Source organism: Leptospira alstonii serovar Sichuan str. 79601, from assembly GCF_000347175.1.
Classification (GTDB): Bacteria; Spirochaetota; Leptospiria; order Leptospirales; family Leptospiraceae; genus Leptospira; species Leptospira alstonii.
Genome location: NZ_ANIK01000093.1, coordinates 41,329 through 60,788, shown reverse-complemented (window position 1 = coordinate 60,788; position 19,460 = coordinate 41,329). Strand labels below are relative to the sequence as shown.

Annotated in this window: 16 protein-coding genes and 1 pseudogene; all 17 read right to left on the bottom strand. The window is 34.0% G+C overall.

Annotated elements, in window-relative coordinates; translation table 11 throughout:
• Positions 1 to 225: pseudogene (locus LEP1GSC194_RS22415) on the bottom strand (IS110 family transposase); the annotation flags it as partial.
• A 436-nt stretch (positions 226 to 661) separates the two neighbouring features.
• Positions 662 to 2,431 (bottom strand): LIC12162 family transferase, encoded by a 1,770-nt coding sequence (locus LEP1GSC194_RS17015; RefSeq protein ID WP_020774700.1) that lies wholly within the window; start codon positions 2,429 to 2,431, stop codon positions 662 to 664.
• A 14-nt stretch (positions 2,432 to 2,445) separates the two neighbouring features.
• Positions 2,446 to 3,177 carry a class I SAM-dependent methyltransferase gene (locus LEP1GSC194_RS17010; protein WP_020774724.1) on the bottom strand — a complete coding sequence of 244 codons (732 nt, stop codon included), beginning with the start codon at positions 3,175 to 3,177 and terminating at the stop codon, positions 2,446 to 2,448.
• A complete protein-coding gene (locus LEP1GSC194_RS17005; protein WP_020774730.1) occupies positions 3,170 to 4,075 on the bottom strand; it encodes a hypothetical protein in 906 nt (301 codons plus the stop codon). Before LEP1GSC194_RS17005 ends, LEP1GSC194_RS17010 begins: the two co-directional genes overlap by 8 nt.
• On the bottom strand, positions 4,072 to 4,644 hold the full coding sequence (locus LEP1GSC194_RS17000) for a hypothetical protein (RefSeq protein WP_021064583.1): 573 nt from the start codon (positions 4,642 to 4,644) through the stop codon (positions 4,072 to 4,074). The genes LEP1GSC194_RS17005 and LEP1GSC194_RS17000 overlap by 4 nt, the downstream gene beginning before the upstream one ends.
• A gap of 54 nt (positions 4,645 to 4,698) precedes the next feature.
• Positions 4,699 to 5,226, bottom strand: coding sequence for a GNAT family N-acetyltransferase (locus tag LEP1GSC194_RS16995; protein WP_231384494.1), 528 nt, complete (start codon positions 5,224 to 5,226; stop codon positions 4,699 to 4,701).
• Positions 5,227 to 5,350: 124 nt separating this feature from the next.
• Positions 5,351 to 7,162, bottom strand: coding sequence for a carbamoyltransferase C-terminal domain-containing protein (locus tag LEP1GSC194_RS16990; protein ID WP_021064589.1), 1,812 nt, complete (start codon positions 7,160 to 7,162; stop codon positions 5,351 to 5,353).
• Positions 7,163 to 7,321: 159 nt separating this feature from the next.
• A complete protein-coding gene (locus tag LEP1GSC194_RS16985; RefSeq protein WP_020774711.1) occupies positions 7,322 to 8,185 on the bottom strand; it encodes a class I SAM-dependent methyltransferase in 864 nt (287 codons plus the stop codon).
• Between the two features lie 90 nt (positions 8,186 to 8,275).
• The gene (locus LEP1GSC194_RS16980; protein ID WP_017810302.1) at positions 8,276 to 9,253 is read right to left on the bottom strand and encodes a radical SAM/SPASM domain-containing protein; all 978 of its coding nucleotides are present in this window, start codon (positions 9,251 to 9,253) and stop codon (positions 8,276 to 8,278) included.
• Positions 9,254 to 10,324: an iron-containing alcohol dehydrogenase family protein gene (locus LEP1GSC194_RS16975; protein ID WP_020774702.1), complete on the bottom strand. Its 1,071-nt coding sequence runs from the start codon at positions 10,322 to 10,324 to the stop codon at positions 9,254 to 9,256.
• 14 nt (positions 10,325 to 10,338) lie between these two features.
• A complete protein-coding gene (locus LEP1GSC194_RS16970; RefSeq protein ID WP_017810303.1) occupies positions 10,339 to 10,971 on the bottom strand; it encodes an acylneuraminate cytidylyltransferase family protein in 633 nt (210 codons plus the stop codon).
• A 7-nt stretch (positions 10,972 to 10,978) separates the two neighbouring features.
• Positions 10,979 to 12,166, bottom strand: a complete 1,188-nt coding sequence (locus LEP1GSC194_RS16965; RefSeq protein WP_020774735.1) for a DegT/DnrJ/EryC1/StrS aminotransferase family protein — start codon at positions 12,164 to 12,166, stop codon at positions 10,979 to 10,981.
• A 22-nt stretch (positions 12,167 to 12,188) separates the two neighbouring features.
• The gene (locus tag LEP1GSC194_RS16960) at positions 12,189 to 14,450 is read right to left on the bottom strand and encodes an N-acetylneuraminate synthase family protein (protein ID WP_020774706.1); all 2,262 of its coding nucleotides are present in this window, start codon (positions 14,448 to 14,450) and stop codon (positions 12,189 to 12,191) included.
• A 24-nt stretch (positions 14,451 to 14,474) separates the two neighbouring features.
• A complete protein-coding gene (locus LEP1GSC194_RS16955) occupies positions 14,475 to 15,623 on the bottom strand; it encodes an LA_1612 family putative O-antigen biosynthesis protein (RefSeq protein WP_021064596.1) in 1,149 nt (382 codons plus the stop codon).
• Positions 15,624 to 15,850: 227 nt separating this feature from the next.
• The gene (locus LEP1GSC194_RS16950) at positions 15,851 to 16,906 is read right to left on the bottom strand and encodes a nucleotidyltransferase family protein (protein ID WP_020774727.1); all 1,056 of its coding nucleotides are present in this window, start codon (positions 16,904 to 16,906) and stop codon (positions 15,851 to 15,853) included.
• A gap of 395 nt (positions 16,907 to 17,301) precedes the next feature.
• Entirely contained in the window at positions 17,302 to 18,462 is a 1,161-nt protein-coding gene (neuC, locus tag LEP1GSC194_RS16945; RefSeq protein ID WP_021064604.1) for a UDP-N-acetylglucosamine 2-epimerase, read from the bottom strand.
• Positions 18,459 to 19,460 (bottom strand): N-acetylneuraminate synthase, encoded by a 1,002-nt coding sequence (gene neuB / locus LEP1GSC194_RS16940; RefSeq protein WP_020774709.1) that lies wholly within the window; start codon positions 19,458 to 19,460, stop codon positions 18,459 to 18,461. Before neuB ends, neuC begins: the two co-directional genes overlap by 4 nt.

Below are 19,460 nucleotides of genomic sequence, written 5' to 3'. Positions count from 1 at the left end.
TAAGGAATTTAAATATCTGTAAAGTGGATACCCGGTTACTCCTGCTTCGTAACAACAATGTATTTCGTTCCATTCCGATTTCAGTTTGGTTACAAATTTTTTAATCTGAACCTCATTATGCTTTATCTGTTGTTCTTTCACCAGTTCCTTTGAATTGCTCGTTAAATACGCGATACTGATCGTTTCTTTGTGGACATCCATTCCTACATATACTTTTCTTTTCATTACGTTCCTTCTGTTGGTTTTCTTGTTTTGTGGTAAATGCTTCGCATCTAACCCACGGTTTTCAAGCCCAGAAGGGGCGCCATTTTGTCTAAATAGATTTGATAGATAGTTAAATTCTACGAAACATTAACTTTCAATTGTTCAAAGTATTGTCTTTTGAAAATTCAATTATACAATCACAGAGGCTATTAAAAAACTCGTATAAAAGTTTTTATAGCCGAACTCGAATTATTAAGTAATAATTGATCTTTAGAAATTAACTTATCGATAATAAAATTTCCATTTTTAAATTTTTAGAAGTATATTAAACTTGATAGTGTTCGATAGGATTAAAATCAACGATTCCAAGAAAAATTCACTCGTAATAAAAATATGAAGTCAAAAGTTGATTTTTTATCTCATACGATAAAAGTTTTTAGTTACTCAAAATAGCTCTTTAAATATTAGCTAACTCTGCGAGAAATTGCTTCCATTCACTTTGCCACTCAGAAGAGATTCTCGCATGATTATAAAGAAATTTATTTCTTACCATTTGAATTCGATCTTGAAGCCACCATCTTTCTATTCCTATTTCCAAAATTTCATCCAACTTATTAGCTGCCGCCTTCCAATCGTCAAAAAGAATCTCAGCATCCCGCAATAGATCTAAAAAAACTTTAAATTCAGAAGATTCCTTAAAATGGTTCGGGTTCCAAAACAAAAGCGTTGGTGCATTCATTGCCAAAGCCTGAAGATAGGCCGTCCCTAAATGATCAAATATGCAGAGAGCTGAATTTCTCATTTTTTTCACGATATCAAAACTATCAGAATTTAAAATTTCGATTCCTTTTGGTAATTTATTCTTTAAATAATTACGATTTGCCCAACTCATATTAGTTGTCTTAACCTTATATTCATAAATATTGTTTTGATTGATGTGATCACAAAAGCTAATTAAATTATTTGTATAGTCTAGTATCATTTCGGGCAACATAATACTTTGTAATCGAATCGAATATACGAAGTAGGTATGAGTAACAATCAAGATTTCGTTATTTTTTTTTTCATGTCTTCCTAATATAGATAAACTCGGAGATGATAGAGGGATAATATTATTCTTATAACCGGATTGACCATATTTCCAACCCCAAGATATAAACCCATTAGAAAGACAATACTCTATCTTGCCCAAGGGAAAATTAGAAATTTGTCCATAACCACCACCGTGTTGAACCGAATACCAGCTACCTCCTCTTTCAAGAGTATCCGCCACCAGGAAGCGATTCGAATTATATACATCCATACCAATCCATATTTTATATGGATTTTTCTTTGCTATTTTGAGAACTTTAAATTCATCAGGTAGATATCTAAAAAAATTCTTTTTAAATACCTCTTCAAATTCACTTTGCACATCAAATTTTAGGGGTTTTATAAAAAACTGATTCTTATCGGGAGAAATGGACTCAATCTGTATTTCATTCTCAGCCTTACTATAAGTCCTACCCAGCTTACTAGATGGCAATAAAGAGAATTTTTGCTTTTCGGATAAGCCATATACCAGACCCAGTCGAATAGAATCTATTGAATTATAACGATATTTTAATAATGCAAAAAATTTATTTTTAAGTACGTCTTTTCCTTTACGCTTAATTTTTTTCCAGACTGGAATAGTTGCATTAGCTTTTTCAAGAGAGGCATTGATATCAAAACGGAGAACATTGTTTCCGTATTCATTCTCCCTGATAAAATCAGACAATAAATTTAAATTATAATAATGAGAATCCGTTACCTGATTAAAAAAATAATTCTCATCCGGAATGAAGATCTCATTAAAATTTAAAATTTTTATACGAAACTTCGACTGCTGCTCTTTTAACGAAAGTAACCTAAGATACCGATCATAATAAATATGAATGAAGCTATGCAAATAACGTATTAAAATAATTGACCAATATTTTTCGCTTTTATCAACCTTAAATATCTCATTCATTGTTTCACAAATTGCAGGTAGAACCCTGTCGTAGAATGAATCAATGAATGACGATGCTTTTTCGACATTTGTCCAATTTTTATAAGGAGAATCTAAAAATGTAAATTTTCTATGATCTTCAAAATCAACACTAGGATTGTTTAAAAAACAAAAATTTGCAAGATAAACAGCCTTTTCTCTCTGCTTTTCATTTGGAAAAAAATCACTAAAACCTGTAAGTATCAGATCCTGCATTTTATAACAAGTATTTAAAGAACAATATAACTTACATTTGAATCAAAAGAGTTTCTATATATGTAATGATCATTAATTCCAATGCTGTCTAATAGTGCAATTGTTTCTCCCGGCGCTTTACCATCATTTATTTCATCAAATGCAATGATCCCTCCCTTGGGCATCCTGATTATAAAATTTTCAAGTGCAATTTTGGAGGGAGCATAAATGTCGAAGTCAATGTGCAACAAAGCCACTATCAAATGCTTATTCTTATTGATATAATCTGGTATTGTAACGGCAGCATCACCGGGTATGAGTTCCATTTTAGGAATTTCTGATAAAGTTCTATTTTCATTATGAACTTTACAAGAACTCAAAATTTCTTCATAAGATTGTTTTCTCGCGAATTCCTTCCAGTTATTTTGATCAAAATAATCGCCTGATCTATCTTCTTCGGAAATATTTTGAAAACCTTCAAATGTATCGAAACCAATAATTCTTCTATTGTGATTATATGGTTCCAGAATTGTACTAAAATGTAACCAGCTAAAAAATCCTGCCCCAAGATTTATGCCACATTCAATCACAGAACCGTGAACATTAATTATTTTTTTATAAATTTCGTATCTATTTAGAAATTTGGCAACATCTCTCCTATTGACAAACCTTGGAAAATTAGACAATCTATCTTCCACTGGTAATTTAGAGTCATTATATAAACTTGCGAGTTTAGACTGAAATGGTAATTTTTCTAAATCATTCATTATTTGTGTTTTCCTTGTTCTGAAGCAATTTTTCTCTTCTACGTTTTTCTTCCGGCCAATTTATTTTTGGTAATTGCGAAAGAAAATTTCTAATTTTCGGGAGTATTTCTTCATTCAATCGCTTTAACGTAAAAGGAGTATATTTTTCATATTTTGTTTTTTCAGAATACATCGCATTTCCTGAAATATTATCGTAACGCACCAGAACAGTCCAACGCGCATATAATTGATCTTCAAACTTAGGCGATGAATGAAACACTAATCTATTTAAAGCAATTAAATCACCATCCGTAACAGGGGCTTTAGAGATATCAGGATATCTATCTTGGTATTTCTCTGGAACACAGACATTATACAATCCCCATTCTTCTTCTATTTGTTCTTCATGTTCTACAGGGCCTTCATTATGAGATTTCTTCCAGTAACTAACCGCGCTTCTCTCCTCTACTAAATGTAGAGGGAGCCAATATGTGACACTATTTTCCGAATCCAAGGAGTTAATATCTTGGTGACATCCCTGGAAAAAGCATTTTTCCCATGGAAGATACATTTGGATTTTCAATTCTCTAACGCTAGGTTTATCTATATTTATCCCCATAGCGAAATTATTTAATATCTCTAAACTAGCTAACTCATAAAAAGCAGGAATTCTTTGGATATATTGATATAATAAGTTTCTCTTTTCCGGATTTTTACTTAAGATCCTCCAAATCAAATCTGACGTTATTTTATGAAATTCATTTGGATTATCTACATAATTGATTTTCTCTCCGCAAATTTCTTCAATCACTCCTATTATACTGTGTCTAATTTTTGATAGAATTTCTTTAGGAATTACGGAGTTTATTATTACCAATCCATCATTTAGATACGTTTTTTTTTTATCTTCTAAATTCATAAATTCCCTTTTATATCAAAATAAGATAATTTCCCTTCTCTATGTAACCTGAAAAAACAATTTCTAACAATTTGAGCATCATATAAAGCATTGTGTTTTTTAAATAATTTTTTATCCTCCACAAAAACTTCTCTATCGATAACATCGGGATCATAACCAGACAAATAAAAGATAGTATCTAAATCAAAGTGCTTACGATGCTTAAGATAATCAGGCAGATATCTTTCATAACTAAAATATTTTAATTCTGGATGTAAGAGGTGCCAAAGCTGAAAAATGAGTAATAAATCGAGAGACTTCCCTGCAGATATAAAACAAATTGCTTCTCCTTGAGAGTATTCACGGAGGAACGTATCCAATATTATAAACGATTCATAGGTAGATAATGACTTCTTTTCATCTATATGAACTAGTACATTTTCTTTTACCCAATTTGTAAGTTGCTCCTTATCATAATCGTTAAAAGTCAAATACAATTCTTTTCCTTCTAAAGTTACAAATCCAGCTGAAATCAAAGTAGTTTTGATATGAGAGCTTGTATATTCGCAATCTAAAAATACAATTTTCATTTAATAGTCCTCATAACTTTAAGAATCAGATTTTCAAATTAATTGGATTGTTTTTTATACGTTCGGGTCTAATCGAGCCATCCAAACCATATCGTAAAATATTCCGTCGAAACTACGAGCCTTATGCCAAGTCCCTTCTATTTCAAAGCCCGCAGCTAAAAAAGCTTTTATAGAAGCTGGGTTTTCAGAAAAAGCCGCTGCTTGTAACCTTACTAAATTCAAACCAATTGAACTTAATGCCCAATCTCCCACTTTTTGAATACACCGACGAGATATTCCACGGTTCCTCATTTTTTCCTCGCCTAATAAAATTCCTAAAGTTGCATGTCGATGGGGTTTTGAAATAGAAGTAAGAGTTATATTCCCAATGTGACTACCCTGGTAACGAATAGCAAACAAGATGTCAGTCTCGGAAGATTCCATTTTTTGCCAATATTGGTTTAAAGCGTCTTGATCATAAGAATGCATTCGAGGCCCTTCTAACCACTGAATCGTGTCAAAATTCTTTAACCAAGAAAGCCAAGGCCCCGAAAGATCTTTTTTTTCGATACAACCTATCCAAAGATTTTCATCAATATCCAATCGAAACGAAGTAGTCACTATCTGCCTTAGGAGCATATTACTAAATTTACAGAGCCATTATATTGCACTCTAAAGATACAAATCACAATTAAATAAAATGATCTAAATAATCCAATTCGACGCTTTAGGTATATTTTTTAAGAATCAAAAAATGATTCAAAATCAATCCATCTAAGCCTGAATTCAGTAATACATCGATTGCTTCCGACGGAGTATTTACGATTGGAAACCCGTGCAAATTGAAAGAGGTATTTAAAAGAGCACCTCTACCGGTTATCTGTTGAAATGCTTCAAGCAACGAATATAACTCAAGATTATCTTTCTTTTTTAGTATTTGTGCTCTTGCTGTTTTATCAGCTGGATGACAGGCTGCATTCATTGCATTATAACCTTCATCTGTTGTATCAAAGCTAAGGGTCATATGAGGCGATTCGAGATTTTTTGGATTTATAAGATATCGTTCTGCGAATCCATCCAAAACAACGGGTGCAAATGGCATCCAAAAATCTCTACTCTTAATAGCAGAATTAATTTTTTCTTTAATTTTTAAATGAATTGGATCTGCTAAAATAGAACGATTTCCTAAAGCTCTTTGACCAAATTCCATTCTACCAGCAGCCCTAGCTAAAATTTTGCCATCAAAAAGCAACTGAGCAATTTTACTGTTTTCTGGATTTTCAATAATGTCAAACTTTGTTTTGTCGAGTCCACTTACTGCTTTATTCTCATCTTTTAAATTAGATGATGGACCTAAATACAAACGCGTCAGTGGCTCTATGCTATTTGAGTTCCATCGGACGGATGATTCATTTGTTAGATCTTCCGCTAAGCAAATTCCAGAACTAATTGCCATAGACTCGTCACCCGATGAACCTCCAATAAATAGACTCGCAACTTCTGGCAAATCAGCAATCTTGCCCATTGCCTTAATATTCATTGCGACTCCTCCACTAATTACGATATCATGTATTTTATATTTCTTAATCGCGTTCCGCACCCATTCAACGATTAATTCTTCGGTCCACTTTTGTAATGCAAAAGCGATATTATCGAAACGAACACCTTCAAATCTCTCTTTAAACCAAAAATAACTATCTACGGGTTTCTCTTTCCACTTAAATTCTTCTCCGTCTACATAGAGCGTATTCCTCAAAATATCTAACGCTTTTTTTGCATGCGTTTCCTTTCCATATGGAGCCAAACCCATTACTTTAAATTCGTGCTCATTAGGTTTCATTCCCAGAAGCAAAGTCATATAACGATAAATTCTTCCGATAGCGCATTGATCACTTTCATAAAGTCTTGAATACGTGCCGGTTTCATCAAAAAGACCAATCGTAGCATTCTTTCCATCTCCCCAACCATCTATGGTAAGAGCCAATACCGGTTTATTACGGTATGCTGATGCATAATATGAATAGGCCGCATGACATCTATGGTGTTCAATTCTTCTCACTTTTCTTTTTTCGATTGATAGGAAATCAGCAAGAATTTGCTCCCTATCGACATCATATCTTTTTTGTCTTTCTTCAAAAGTAAGGCTTTCAAGATTTCTAAAATAATCAGTATTTATACTTATCTCCGCTTTTTTCTTTTCTGGAAATGTCTCCAAAACAGATTTAAGTGTCTTATCTCCATTTACTAAAAACGGCTTCCACCTTAAATGCTGTTCTCTTAAATAATCGTCTATAGTCCATTGGCTTTTAAGTAGCATTATATCATCGATAGGACTACTAATACTTGCAATTGCTGCACCGTCCAAATCTGAAGATTTAATTTTAGCTTCTTCTAAACAATATTTTATAGAGTTGGCCGGAAATGAATCTTCGTTCTTAGATCGCGTAAATCTCTCCTCGTGAACCGAAGCCACAACTTTTCCATCTATAAATAAAGAGGCGCTAGAACAAATTCCCCAATAAATTGATAATATTTTCATTTTTTCTATTTTCTTCTTCGTGAAATTTATTAGAAATAAATTTCAAAAATAACGAATTCTCCTTTGAAGTTTTAAGAATGCATAACAATTAATTTAAGATTTCTGACAGAGGATAGCTATTCAAATAGACGTGAATTGAAAAAACGCTCGATAAATATTCTAAATTTTATTTAAAGAAACGCTTACAATAATTGTATCGCATAGGCCAAGTGAGGCAAGTTGCGATTCGTAAATCTGATGGAGCATTTCATTTTCCAGAAAGGACCACTTCACGTGACCACCGGGCTTTTCTTTAGAAAGCCAATAAAGATGATTGGACAGAGGATATCTTTGAATTTGCTTAATCCAATTTAATTTCAAACCCGTCTGCTGAATTAATTTAGTCAAGGTAATATTATTAAATAAATAAAGATGCTGGCTCCAATAAGTAAATTTAGAGAATGCATCAGATTGATAAAGAACAAGCAAGGCATCGTTGGAATTTGGCACTTCAATAACTAACTCTCCGTCATCAGAAAGCATTGAAGCCAATTCTAAGATTGTTTTTTTGGGATCAGTAAGATGCTCAACCACATGAAATGCTGTAATAATATCAAATCGTTTTCCTTCATCGAATATTTTTTGTAAGTTCGTCCATACTTTCAACCCGTTCTCATTATAATATTCTTGAAGCCTTAATTCTAACTCAACGCCTTCTGAAAGTGAGGTGTCTTTTAAAGATTTCAAAAGAAATCCGCCTGCGCCGCAACCGAAATCCAAAAGCTTTTTATTTAGTAATTTGGTTTTCAGAAATTCATATCTTCGAGTATCGTCAGCATCCGACTCCCTTACCCAATTTTGTATAGATATCATTTCTTCACCATGCATACCTGAGTTTACATAATGTTCTTCAGAAATATGCTTTGAGTTTGATAAAAATACGAGTCCACATTCTGCGCATTCTAAAACTTCTAAATCTAGATTGTCTCGCACAACACCATCTTTTCTGATATTCGACACTGATTTGCATAAATAACATTCCATTAATATTACATTATCCTTAAAATAACATACCGGACTGATCTATTTTATATACATTATAAATGCAAAAAAATTGATGATTTTGATTTTTTATTAACCTGACATTTTGGAACATTTTAAACATATAGGGTTTTCATGATATCGACCCTCTTTATGCAACTTTCGCAAGTCTTTTGCTTCTTTACTATTCCATAGATCTGCAAGATTTAAATTTGATGTATTACCCAATTTCAAATAACTGCTAAACATCGCGCAACAAGGAGTAACATCTCCGTTACCACGAATATACAGCCTCTGCCAAGGTTGATTGCATCTAAAGTTATAGTTATTAGTTTTTTCTTTTCCAGCAAGCTTTTGAAAATCCCCTTCTATATCCGGCGTCATAAAATCTTGAATTACTATGAAATCAACTTTATCATTCCAATATTTAATAAATTCATCTATTTCCGCTTCATTCTCTTTCATTCGTACGAAATTTACTCCGACAATTGGAAGCTCAGAATTTAATTCTTTACGAATTCGAAGAAAATTATCTATATTTTTCATCACTTGATCAAATTTTCCTCCAATTCGAATTTTTTTATACGTATCTTCATTAATCGCATCTAAACTAAATCTAATTCTAGTCAGTCCAGATTTAATAATCTTTTCGGCAAGCTCCTCTGTTACAAGCGAAGCATTTGTATTTACCATTACATCAAGATATCCGAATTCAATAGCGAGTGCGAACCAGTCGGTAATCTCTTTATTTAAAAATGGTTCATTATCACCTTGAAAAGAGACGGATGGGGTATTATATTTTTTCCCCTCCAGCAAAATCTTAGTAATACTCTCGGTGGTCATTTTTTCTTTATAACCGAATTTCTCTTTCAATTCAGGTACGCCTTGCACGCACATAGGACATTTAAAATTACATTTAAAACTTGTTTCTATATGGAGAAACATTGGGAACTCAGTTTCCAATTCAAAACTGTTTACTAAGTCCCATTTCTTTCTATATTCTTCGAACTCAATCCCTTTGACACGGGTTAAAGTTTTTAATGCATCCGACTCTTTTTTGTAACTTTCCATTTACATCCTCTCGTATAAGCTAACTATTTTTTCTGGTGTCATTTTATCTTTCCAATTGTCACCAAGTGCATTAGTTAGAGGTCTTTCCATTTTAAGAGTCATATTTACCATTCGTTCCATAGCAGCCTTATCCAAGGAGCTACACACGTTTGTCGGCAATTGTATATTATGAATTTTTAACATTTCCCGAAAACGATTCACCCATTGACCGTAATATTCATCTAAAACATTAAAAGCAACGCAATTTGCAAAGCCATGCCTAAAGCCCAATTCAAGACTAAGGCCATATGACAACGCATGGCAAACTCCAACTTCGGAATTAACAATAGAAACCCCTCCCATATACGAAGCCGTAAGTAGCATATCATCGTCACCATTTGATAGAAAAACTTTTTCACAAAGTTCTAATGCTTTGCTTGCATTTCCCTTGGCAAGTTCGTTAATCATCGTTCCTTGTAAACTTTCTACACAGTGAATATAACAATCCATACCCGTGTAAAATCTTTGAGTAATAGGAACATCCTTTATCAAAGTACTATCTAATATAATTGCATCAAACATGCTATGATCACTATTAATTCCAAACTTACGCTCTTTTCCCATTAGCACGGCCGTCCGACTAGCCTCCGCTCCAGAGCCTGCTATGGTCGGAATTCCAATCTTAAAAATTCCAGGCTTTGGAACAAGATCCCAGCCTTGGTATTGAGAAGCAGAACCTTCGTTACACATCATCACGGATAAAGCTTTCGCCACATCCATAGTACTACCCCCACCTATTCCAATGACGGCAGTAGGTAATTTATGATTTCGGATTTGAAGAAATTTATCCTTCAATGCATCTATTTGAAGCGTCGAAGGTTCTTTAGCACTAGCTGGAAACCATTCAACTGCATCTTCATTTTCTTTCTTTAATCTGTTAAATAAAATTCCTTTTTGGTGAACATCATCTATTATATAAATATAATAATCGTCGGCTGTGTTTTTCTTAGGCAATAGTTCATTGATTCGATCAATCGTATTACTACCAAAAAGCAAACGAGGTACTTGTTTAAAAATTCTAACAGGGGTCATTAAATTATCCTTACTTAGTTGCGAACTGATCTATATTTATTCAATAAAGCTTCTAGTATAACAAAATCGATTTCGTCATCTATCTCAAAATTTTGATGTCTTGAAATAACGTGTCTGCATACATTGTCACTAAACCAAAGCCCTTTTGAAACCAGATTTTGTGATAAAATATAAATATTGCCGTCGTCATAAAAAAAACCCTTATAATCTTGACGACGCATGTTATTATGTTTTCCAAATTCCTGATATTTACACCAAAATCCAGTGGCCAGGTTAGAAAAGTTGCCTTTTTCATATATATCCAGACACTCATCAATTAACCCAGCGTCTCTAATTGGCGATGTTGGTTGCAAGAGAATGAAGTTTTCAGCTTCTGGAATTTCTTTTGAGATTTGTCCAAGGACGGCAATCGTCTTCGCTTCATCGGTCGCTAACTCGGCAGGTCTTTTTAAAACTGCGCAATTCCAATCCTTTGCAATAGCAGCTATTTCTTCACTGTCAGTCGAAACGACAATTTGATCAATTCTTTTCGCTTGCTGAGCTGCTTCAATGGACCAGGCAATCAATGGCTTACCACATAAGTTCTTAATATTTTTCCCAGGAAGACCTTTACTACCGCCCCTGGCAGGAATTACAGCTAAATTCATTCTAAGATTAACTGCGCAACTCGACCAGAGCTTGTTTAATTGAGGCTATCATATAATCAAAATCCGATTCATTCATCCATATATGAAATGGGAAGGAAATCATGTTATCAAAAAATTCATCGGTTTCAGGACAGACCGCTTGTCCATACCCCATTTTTTTGAATAGATCGTATCTATATAAAGGGAAATATTGGACGATAACTTGAATTTTATATTTTTTACTTAAAATAGAAATCAAATCGTTTCTATCCTTTTCTTTATTTTTCGCTTTATACTTAGCAACTAATAAATGATGACTATGAGAACTAGAATCGTTCTGCTTTTGAAAAACTAATTCCTCAAAGTCCTTAAATGAATTAATAAATTTTTGTGCCCTTTTTTTTCGATCCTCCGTTAGAGCCCTAATTCGTTTTAGCAAAACAGATCCTAGGGCAGCCTGAGCTTCCGTTAAGCTAAAGTTATGCGGCCAAATTTTATCCAGATCCAAATCCACATTGGACATAGCTGGAAGCCAATATTCAGTCTTATTTAAAAAGGGAGCATGTCCATTATGTCTTAAACCGGGAACTTTTTGGACAAGAGAATCGTTATTCTTCAAGGTAAGAATTCCACCTTCACCCATAGTAGTAATATTTTTTTGACCATGAAAACTAAAGGCCGCAAAATTTCCGAATGTGCCACAAGGTTTTCCATCTAAGATAGCGCCCAGTGATTGAGCACAATCTTCAATTAATAAAATATTCTTAGATTTTGCAAATTTAGCAATTTCGGCAATGTTTGGAATGATCATTCCATATAAGTGAACAACTACAATTGCCTTAGTTTTACTTGTGACCAATTTTTGAATCGACTCAAAAGATATTAAAAAAGTTTCAGGATCGATATCTGCCCATACTAAAGTAGCTCCTGTTCTTCCGAACGGGATTGCTGATGCACAATAGGTATGTCCAGGAATAATGACCTCGTCCCCATCTTTCAAACCTGAAAGGTCTGCGATTAGCTCTAAAGCATGCGTAGCATTAGTAACCCCAAAGCAAACCTGTCCGCCAAGATAACTTGAAAAATCACTTTCGAACTGTTGTAGATATTTTCCTTGAGTTTGCGGGTCTGCGGTCTTCATCACGTTTACAACAGTATCTATCTCTTCCTGAGTATAATCGATAGAGCGGCCAGACCACTTAATTTTAAAATCCACTTTAAAACCTCTAAAATTATTTCTATAAATAAAATTTTTCCAAACGAGTTAGGGAAATGAGAAACCCTTCGCCATTATTCTTATGCCCTTGCCAAATTTCAGGTATAAAAGAGGCCTTAGGGCTTTTTTCTTTAAGAATTTTGGCAAGCATATGAAAATCAATTTCTCCTTCTCCGACTTGTAATCCTTCTCCATCCACACCTTTTGCATCTACTATATGTAGGTGTGCAGCAAAAGGAGAAACTTGCTCTACAAATTTACTAAACGACCAGTGGTAGTGGTTACAAGCTAATTTAGAATGAGAAACATCGAGACAAATTCGCACAGAATAACGTTCACAAAATTCAACGATTTCCTCAGCTGATAGAAAAAGGTTATGATATCTCTGACCGCCAAAAAGCCAAGGAAAAGGAGGCATCGTTTGTGGAATAATCTCTACTCCTTCTGAATCCAATTCACTTAAAGATTGAGCCAAATTTTTATACAATCTTTCGCGTATCGTTATGTCTAACGGTTTATTTAAAGAAAAACCGCCAACATTAGTAACGATTAATGGTCTCTTATTTGAGTTTGGAAAAAATTCTTTTAACTTTTTTGTTACATGAATAACTTTTTGAATTTCGGTTAAAGACTTTCTTCTATAATTTTCATCATCTGTGCACAAATCCAACAAATGATCATTCTCAAAAAGTTCAGGACAGTGTACTACAAAATCAATGTTTAATGGTTTTTCAATATATTCGGAAATTTCAAGATTTAAGTCTTTATAGCTAAAATGAAATTCAACTAAGTCCATTTCAACCGTAGACAACATTTGCTTCAGATCATGATAACGAACGGGCAATCCCCAAGGTCTTGAAAAAGTAAATATCTTTTTAAATTCAACAACGTCATCGGCTATATCCGATTTATAGAAAAAATCCCCTTTTTTAAGATCTCTTTTTGCCGATTTTCCAATCAACCTTTCCTTAAAATAAGGTGGTAAACCTTTACCTGGACTTCTAATATCAACCATATCTGAAGTAATCATTTCACCGAACTTTAAATTTCGATTAATTAGTAAACTTTTACCTAATGTTTCCCGATTCATCAATTCGCCTTGAGTTATTTGGCGAAAGTTTTTATTGCCTAAAGATTCTTCTATTTGTCGAATACCTTCGACCATATCTTTAAATTCATTCGGCAAGAGACTTACCTTATGATCATTGCCTTCCATTTCTCTATCTAACGTAAAGTGTTTCTCTATTACTTTCGCGTCCAAAGAAATTGCAGCCAATGCGACGAGATATCCACGTTCATGACCGGAATATCCAACCAAACAATCTCCGATCTTTTTCAAATGTTCGATATATCTTAGATTTATATCCTTAAAAGGAGCGGGATAAGTAGAATTACAGTGCAATAAGATATATTGAGCACCTAAATCCTGCAAAATATGAATTGAATCTAATATTTCATCCTCTGTGGTCATACCTGTTGAACAAATAATTGGCTTACCCGACTTAGCAACCAATCGAAGCAATTCGTGGTTCGTAAAATCCGCCGAAGCAATTTTATATGCGGGTACTCCATATTTTTCTAATTTAAAAAAGCTTTCTTCATCCCAAGGAGTACACAGCGGTATCAACGACTCTTCACGGCAATAATCGAAGATGCGAAATAATTCATCGTCCGAAAGCTGAAATTTATTCAATAGATCAAGAGTATATTGAGAACCTAAATCCTCTTCCACATCATTCGCATTTCCGGAATTTCTATATAAGGCGTTCAAATTTCGCATTTGAAATTTGGCGCAGTCAGCACCTGCAAGTTTAGCCTCACGAACTAATTTTTTTGCTAATGCAAAATCTCCATTATGATTGTTACCGATTTCGGCAATTATGAAGGTCGGAGAATTAGAGCTTACCGATATTCCTTCAATCAATATCTCTTCAGAAGTTTCTCTCGCAATTGCTTCTAAAACACCATTTTCATTGATGAGTGGAATGATTGAAATTCGACTATTGAATGAATTTCGAATTCTTCTCGAACTTTCGTTTACATATAAATACTTAAAATTTGTATTAACAATATTCTTTACATCTTGGTCCAAACTACGATCGAGTACACCATCATTCAGCAACCATCTACGAAAGTCCCCGTCAGTAATGACCCCGACTAGCTTATTTCCCTCGGAGACTACAAAAATAGTCTTAGATTTATTTGCTTCAATTTTTTTGAGCGCATTCTTAATGCTATCTTCAAGAAAAACGACGTACTTTGAAATATTTTTATCAATTATCATAAACGAAATTGGAACCAGTATCCGTTATATATTTTCTTTCAGCGGGACATTCAACTCTTGCATTAAAGCAATAAATTGCGAATTTCCTGGATCATATTCCATCAAATCCTTTATATACTTTAAACGAGTTGTTTCCCATTCTGAATCGGTTGCTTGGGTTATATAATCCATCATCCGTTTAAATTCAAACTCATCCATTTTATTTGTCCAAAAGGGGCCGCTCTCAGGATAATCAGCTGGCCATGCAAATCTTCGGGATCGATCAAATACGCTTCTTAGAGTAAAAAAAGCAGTGCGGTGTCCCCTAGCGATAGATTCATAAACTAAAGTAGAATCAATTCCTACGACAATTTGCGATTGATCAATTAAGCTGTAAGCGCTTGTGTATTGATCTCTTTCTAAAAAATCAAAATTTTCATGTCCTATTTTCCTTTTAAAAAACGCATACTGCTCTTCAATATCTTTCGAATTAGAAGGTTTAATTGCAAATCGAAAGCCATTTCGAACGCAATATGTGCTTAATTTATTTAATAGAAAATCTTCTGCCAAATAAAATTCATCGTAAGAAATTGGTCGTTCATCTACAAAAGAAAAAATCGGAGAATTATTTTTTGGCCGATACTGAGAAATGAAAAGAATGGTTCTTTTTTTACTTTTCGGTGAAATTAAATGATAATTATTTAAAAAACTACCGCTTCCAAATGTGATTCCTTTGAGATATTTAGAATAGATTGATCCAATATTTTTGTTAAAAAGAAACATATAATCAACTAAGTAGCCTTTCATATCTTCTCGCCCAAACTGTTCATCTAAGTTGCCTCTCCAACCATTCTGAACAAGCACAGTTTGAATATCCGGGAACCTACTTTTAAAGCTGTAAAACTGCCAATTATTATCAATAAAAGTTACAACAACCTTAGGCTGCACGGCGCTTATATAATAAGCATAATAAAATTTCACAGAAATTTTTAATGTTAGTATGCATTTTAAAAGAATATAAAAATTAAAGCTCTCCCCCCTTATATCAAGAACTGAAATTAGCCTTTCATTGAAATAGTAAAAGAAATTATTTGATCCATTCCTATCGAATATCAAAACATGTGCGCGCTTTGGCTTAGCCCAGACTTTTCGAGCATTCCAAACAAACAATAGCCTTCTGAATATTGCTTTCATTTTAAAATATTTTTCAGATTTCAAATAATTCCCAATTATTTGGAAATCAACATAAATACAAATCGATATAGTAGAGCATTGTAAATTCTGTATTTAGACATAAAACTTCTTTAATTTCCGCATGAAAGGCTATCAATATAATTAGAAAGCAAAACAAGTAATAATTCCTAATGAGTTTTTAATTAAATACTTTTGCTACTTTAATCTTAACCTTGCTTTTAAAAATATCATTCATTAAATAACTTCACCCAGTCACCTTGAGCACGCTCAAACTCTTCCATCCTTCCGATATCTAACCAATACTCATGAATTGGAAAAATATTTACTTGTTTTGAAGATTTCAATTCCTTTTCTATAAGACTAGGCATATCGATCTTAAGACCTTTATCAACAGTCTTTACGAAATCCGGATTTAATAGATATATACCTGCATTAATGTTAAAACGTTGCACAGGCTTTTCAATGATTCCTACTACACGATGGCCTTCAGTCTGTACTACACCGTAAGGAACTTGATAATCAAATTCTCTAACACAAATTGTAGCAACTCCACCTTCCTTTTCATGAAACTCTAATAAAGACAGATAATTGAGATTAGTTAATAAATCTCCATTCATCATAAATATTGGCTGATTGATTTGACTATGCGGCAGCAATCCAAGAGCTCCACCTGTTCCTAAAGGTTCTTCTTCATGAATATATTCGATACTTACATTCCACCGCTTACCGTCTTCGAAATAATTTCTAATCATTTCTGGCATATAGTGAGTAGAAATAAAAAAGCGATGAAAACCGGAAGCTACAAATCCCTCTAAAATTAACTCTAATATTGGTTTACTGCCTACCTTCAGCATTGGCTTAGGGCAATTATTAGTTAAAGGATACAATCGAGTTCCAAATCCACCAGCCATTAGAAAAACGGGGTTATCAAGCTTTGGTTTTTCTAAAAGTCCATGTACGGTTTCTAAACCGGCAACAGTACCTTCCTGATTTACAATGGGCAAATGTAAAAGTTCATACTTCTCCATTTCCAAAAGCATACGTTCTTTGGTCCAGTTAATATAAGCAACTTTCGGTTTCGAGGACATAACTTCAGTTACTAAAATGGAAAGTTTTTTGTTTTGTAACAAAGCGCGACGAATATCACCGTCAGTCAATGTTCCCAAAAGTTTATTACTATCGTCTACGATCAAGACAATGCGCAGTGCACCTTTGTCTAAAACATTGATCGCATCTTGGAGACTCAAATTCGGATTAATAAGAACATTTTTCCAATTTTTCATATTAAATTTTAGTTTAAAAAGATCTCAAAATTGTATAAATAGAGGAATATCTTATCTTTTCGTAGTAGTCAGAGAGAAAAGTTACATTACATTTTTTCAAAGTGCCACGATACATAAGACTAAGATAGAAGAGCTAATCTATTAAACTTACTTTGACCGTAATTTTCTTACTATCTCCGCAAGTCCATTTTCACCACTTGTTTAAGTATTTTTTTGCATCAATTAAATCAATAGCATTAATTAAACTTAAAAACTCCTTATACGAATCTAGATTGCCAATGTAACTTCAAAAGAACTGAGCAATTAATGACGCTAATTATTTTGATTTCGAACGTTTTCACGAATTTTTAGTTCGTAGATTTGAAAACTGACAAACCTCAGTCGTTTTTAAATTATCATGAAAGATCAAAAAATCTCTTCTTTAGAATTCCCTCAACTTTCACTGTTTCCAATATCTTAACGATCTTTTCACTCGCACCACCCTCTCCGTATGGGTTTACGGTTCCAGGAAGATTGCCTTGAAAGTCAGCAGAATAAAGTTTTTCGAATGCATTGAGAATGCTATTTCTATTTGGTTCGCAATCGATAATACTACTCGCTTTTAACCTTCCTTTCTGTCTATCACCGATATTGATCGTTCCAATTTTAAAACTCGGAGCTTCAAGGATTCCGCTGGAAGAATTTCCAACTACAGCATCTACAAATTGCAAGCAGGATAAATAGCGAGCCTGACCAAGAGATGTAAAATAGCAAACATTGTGATGTGATTCTGCGAACTTACGGATCAAATCAAAAATGATTCTACTATCCGTATCCGAATTCGGCATTGTAAATATAATGTTCGTTTCTTCATTTAGCTTTTCTAAAGCCGTCAATAGCTCTTTCATTTGATCGTTTGCAGTGAAGTTTTCAAGGGTAACCGGATGAAACGTGACCAAAAGATTTTTTCGATTCAATTTAAAATCTAAAGATGATTCTAATTCTTCCTTTTTCAGAAGATTTAATTTTTGAATTCCATCAATACCCAAGCCGCCTACCAAAAAGACATGCGAAGGGTTTTCGCCCAATTGAAGAACTCGATTTCTATATTCCTCCGCCGCTACAAAATGTAGATGCGACATCTTTGTTATCGAATGTCGAATACTTTCGTCAAAAGCTCCTTCTGAAGTTTCTCCTCCATGCAGATGTGCTACTGGAATCTTTGCTATAAGAGCTGCAGAAACCGCAGAAAGAATTTCAAAACGATCTCCTAAGACCAGGATAATGTCTGGGCTTAGGTCATTATAGGCCTCGGAAAATCCGATCATTCCCAAACCAATGGATTTAGAAACACCGACTGCACTGTCCGAACTTAATAAAATTTCTATTTTTCTATCGATCGAAAAACCATCTTTCTCTATCTCTTTATATGTCAGTCCAAACTCTGGAGAGAGATGCATTCCAGTCGCAATCACCTGTAAATCAAGCTTTGGTGACTGAGTAATACCGCGCATCACCCAAAGAAGTAAACCATAATCGGCTCGAGTTCCAGTTACGACGCATATTTTCTTTTTCATAGCTCAATCAATTCGTCGGTATTAAAATCTCTTTTAGCAATCCTTCCAATTACTATATCCCAACTCATAGGGGATAGTCCATCACCAGGTCTTTTCGCTGTTAAATTCGATTCAGAGAAGACTTCGTCCTTTTTAATATTCCTAGATGCTACGATCGATTTTCTCGCAATCGGAATGTTCTTCTTCTCGCTCTTACTTGGCCTTTTAATTCCATCACCCATAGCTCTTTCAATATTTCTAATTGAAGATACCATAAGCTTCAATTCATCGGGTTCAAGAGAAGCTTTATGATCTGGACCGGCCATGTTTCTATTAAGAGTAAAATGCTTTTCAATCATCGTAGCTCCCATTGCTACCGCCGCAATCGCAACTTCTATACCTGAAGTATGATCTGAATAGCCCACTTTTGTATGAAATGCAGAACGAATGGTATTCATTGCATTTAGATTCACATCTTCAAAAGGAGTAGGATATTCAGTATTGCAATGAAGGACGGTCATCTTTTCTCTTTTCGTTCCACTCTTCTCCAAAGTATCAATGGCATTTTCGATATCAGAAAGATTCGCCATTCCAGAAGAAAGAATGATATCTTGATTAAAACTACCTATTTTCTTTAAATATGGGAAATTGGTAATTTCTCCGGAAGGGATTTTCCAAAGAGATAATCCGAGAGATCTCAGAAATTCTAAACTTTCCAAATCAAATGCCGTTGATAAAAATTGAATATTCTTTTTTTCTGAAATAGCTATCAATTCCTCATATGAAGCTGGATCCAACTCAAGTTTCCGAAGCATCGAAAATTGAGAACTTTCTTCTCCAATATTTGCCTTTTGATACTCGGCCATTCCTGCTTTTTTCGAAACAAGAAGTTCGGATCGAAACGTTTGAAATTTAACAAAATCCGCTCCGGATTCACTAGCTGCGCAAATCAGTTCTTTCGCAAGACTGAGATCTCCGTTATGGTTTACTCCGGCTTCGGCAATGATGATTGTTTTCAT

Bases quoted from the DNA above. Each gene is read 5' to 3' on its own strand.
- LEP1GSC194_RS17015 (WP_020774700.1), bottom strand. From the start codon at position 2,431: ATGCAGGATCTGATACTTACAGGTTTTAGTGATTTTTTTCCAAATGAA.
- LEP1GSC194_RS17010 (WP_020774724.1), bottom strand. From the start codon at position 3,177: ATGAATGATTTAGAAAAATTACCATTTCAGTCTAAACTCGCAAGTTTA.
- LEP1GSC194_RS17005 (WP_020774730.1), bottom strand. From the start codon at position 4,075: ATGAATTTAGAAGATAAAAAAAAAACGTATCTAAATGATGGATTGGTA.
- LEP1GSC194_RS17000 (WP_021064583.1), bottom strand. From the start codon at position 4,644: ATGAAAATTGTATTTTTAGATTGCGAATATACAAGCTCTCATATCAAA.
- LEP1GSC194_RS16990 (WP_021064589.1), bottom strand. From the start codon at position 7,162: ATGAAAATATTATCAATTTATTGGGGAATTTGTTCTAGCGCCTCTTTA.
- LEP1GSC194_RS16985 (WP_020774711.1), bottom strand. From the start codon at position 8,185: ATGGAATGTTATTTATGCAAATCAGTGTCGAATATCAGAAAAGATGGT.
- LEP1GSC194_RS16980 (WP_017810302.1), bottom strand. From the start codon at position 9,253: ATGGAAAGTTACAAAAAAGAGTCGGATGCATTAAAAACTTTAACCCGT.
- LEP1GSC194_RS16975 (WP_020774702.1), bottom strand. From the start codon at position 10,324: ATGACCCCTGTTAGAATTTTTAAACAAGTACCTCGTTTGCTTTTTGGT.
- LEP1GSC194_RS16970 (WP_017810303.1), bottom strand. From the start codon at position 10,971: ATGAATTTAGCTGTAATTCCTGCCAGGGGCGGTAGTAAAGGTCTTCCT.
- LEP1GSC194_RS16960 (WP_020774706.1), bottom strand. From the start codon at position 14,450: ATGATAATTGATAAAAATATTTCAAAGTACGTCGTTTTTCTTGAAGAT.
- LEP1GSC194_RS16955 (WP_021064596.1), bottom strand. From the start codon at position 15,623: ATGAAAGCAATATTCAGAAGGCTATTGTTTGTTTGGAATGCTCGAAAA.
- LEP1GSC194_RS16950 (WP_020774727.1), bottom strand. From the start codon at position 16,906: ATGAAAAATTGGAAAAATGTTCTTATTAATCCGAATTTGAGTCTCCAA.
- neuC (WP_021064604.1), bottom strand. From the start codon at position 18,462: ATGAAAAAGAAAATATGCGTCGTAACTGGAACTCGAGCCGATTATGGT.
- neuB (WP_020774709.1), bottom strand. From the start codon at position 19,460: ATGAAAACAATCATCATTGCCGAAGCCGGAGTAAACCATAACGGAGAT.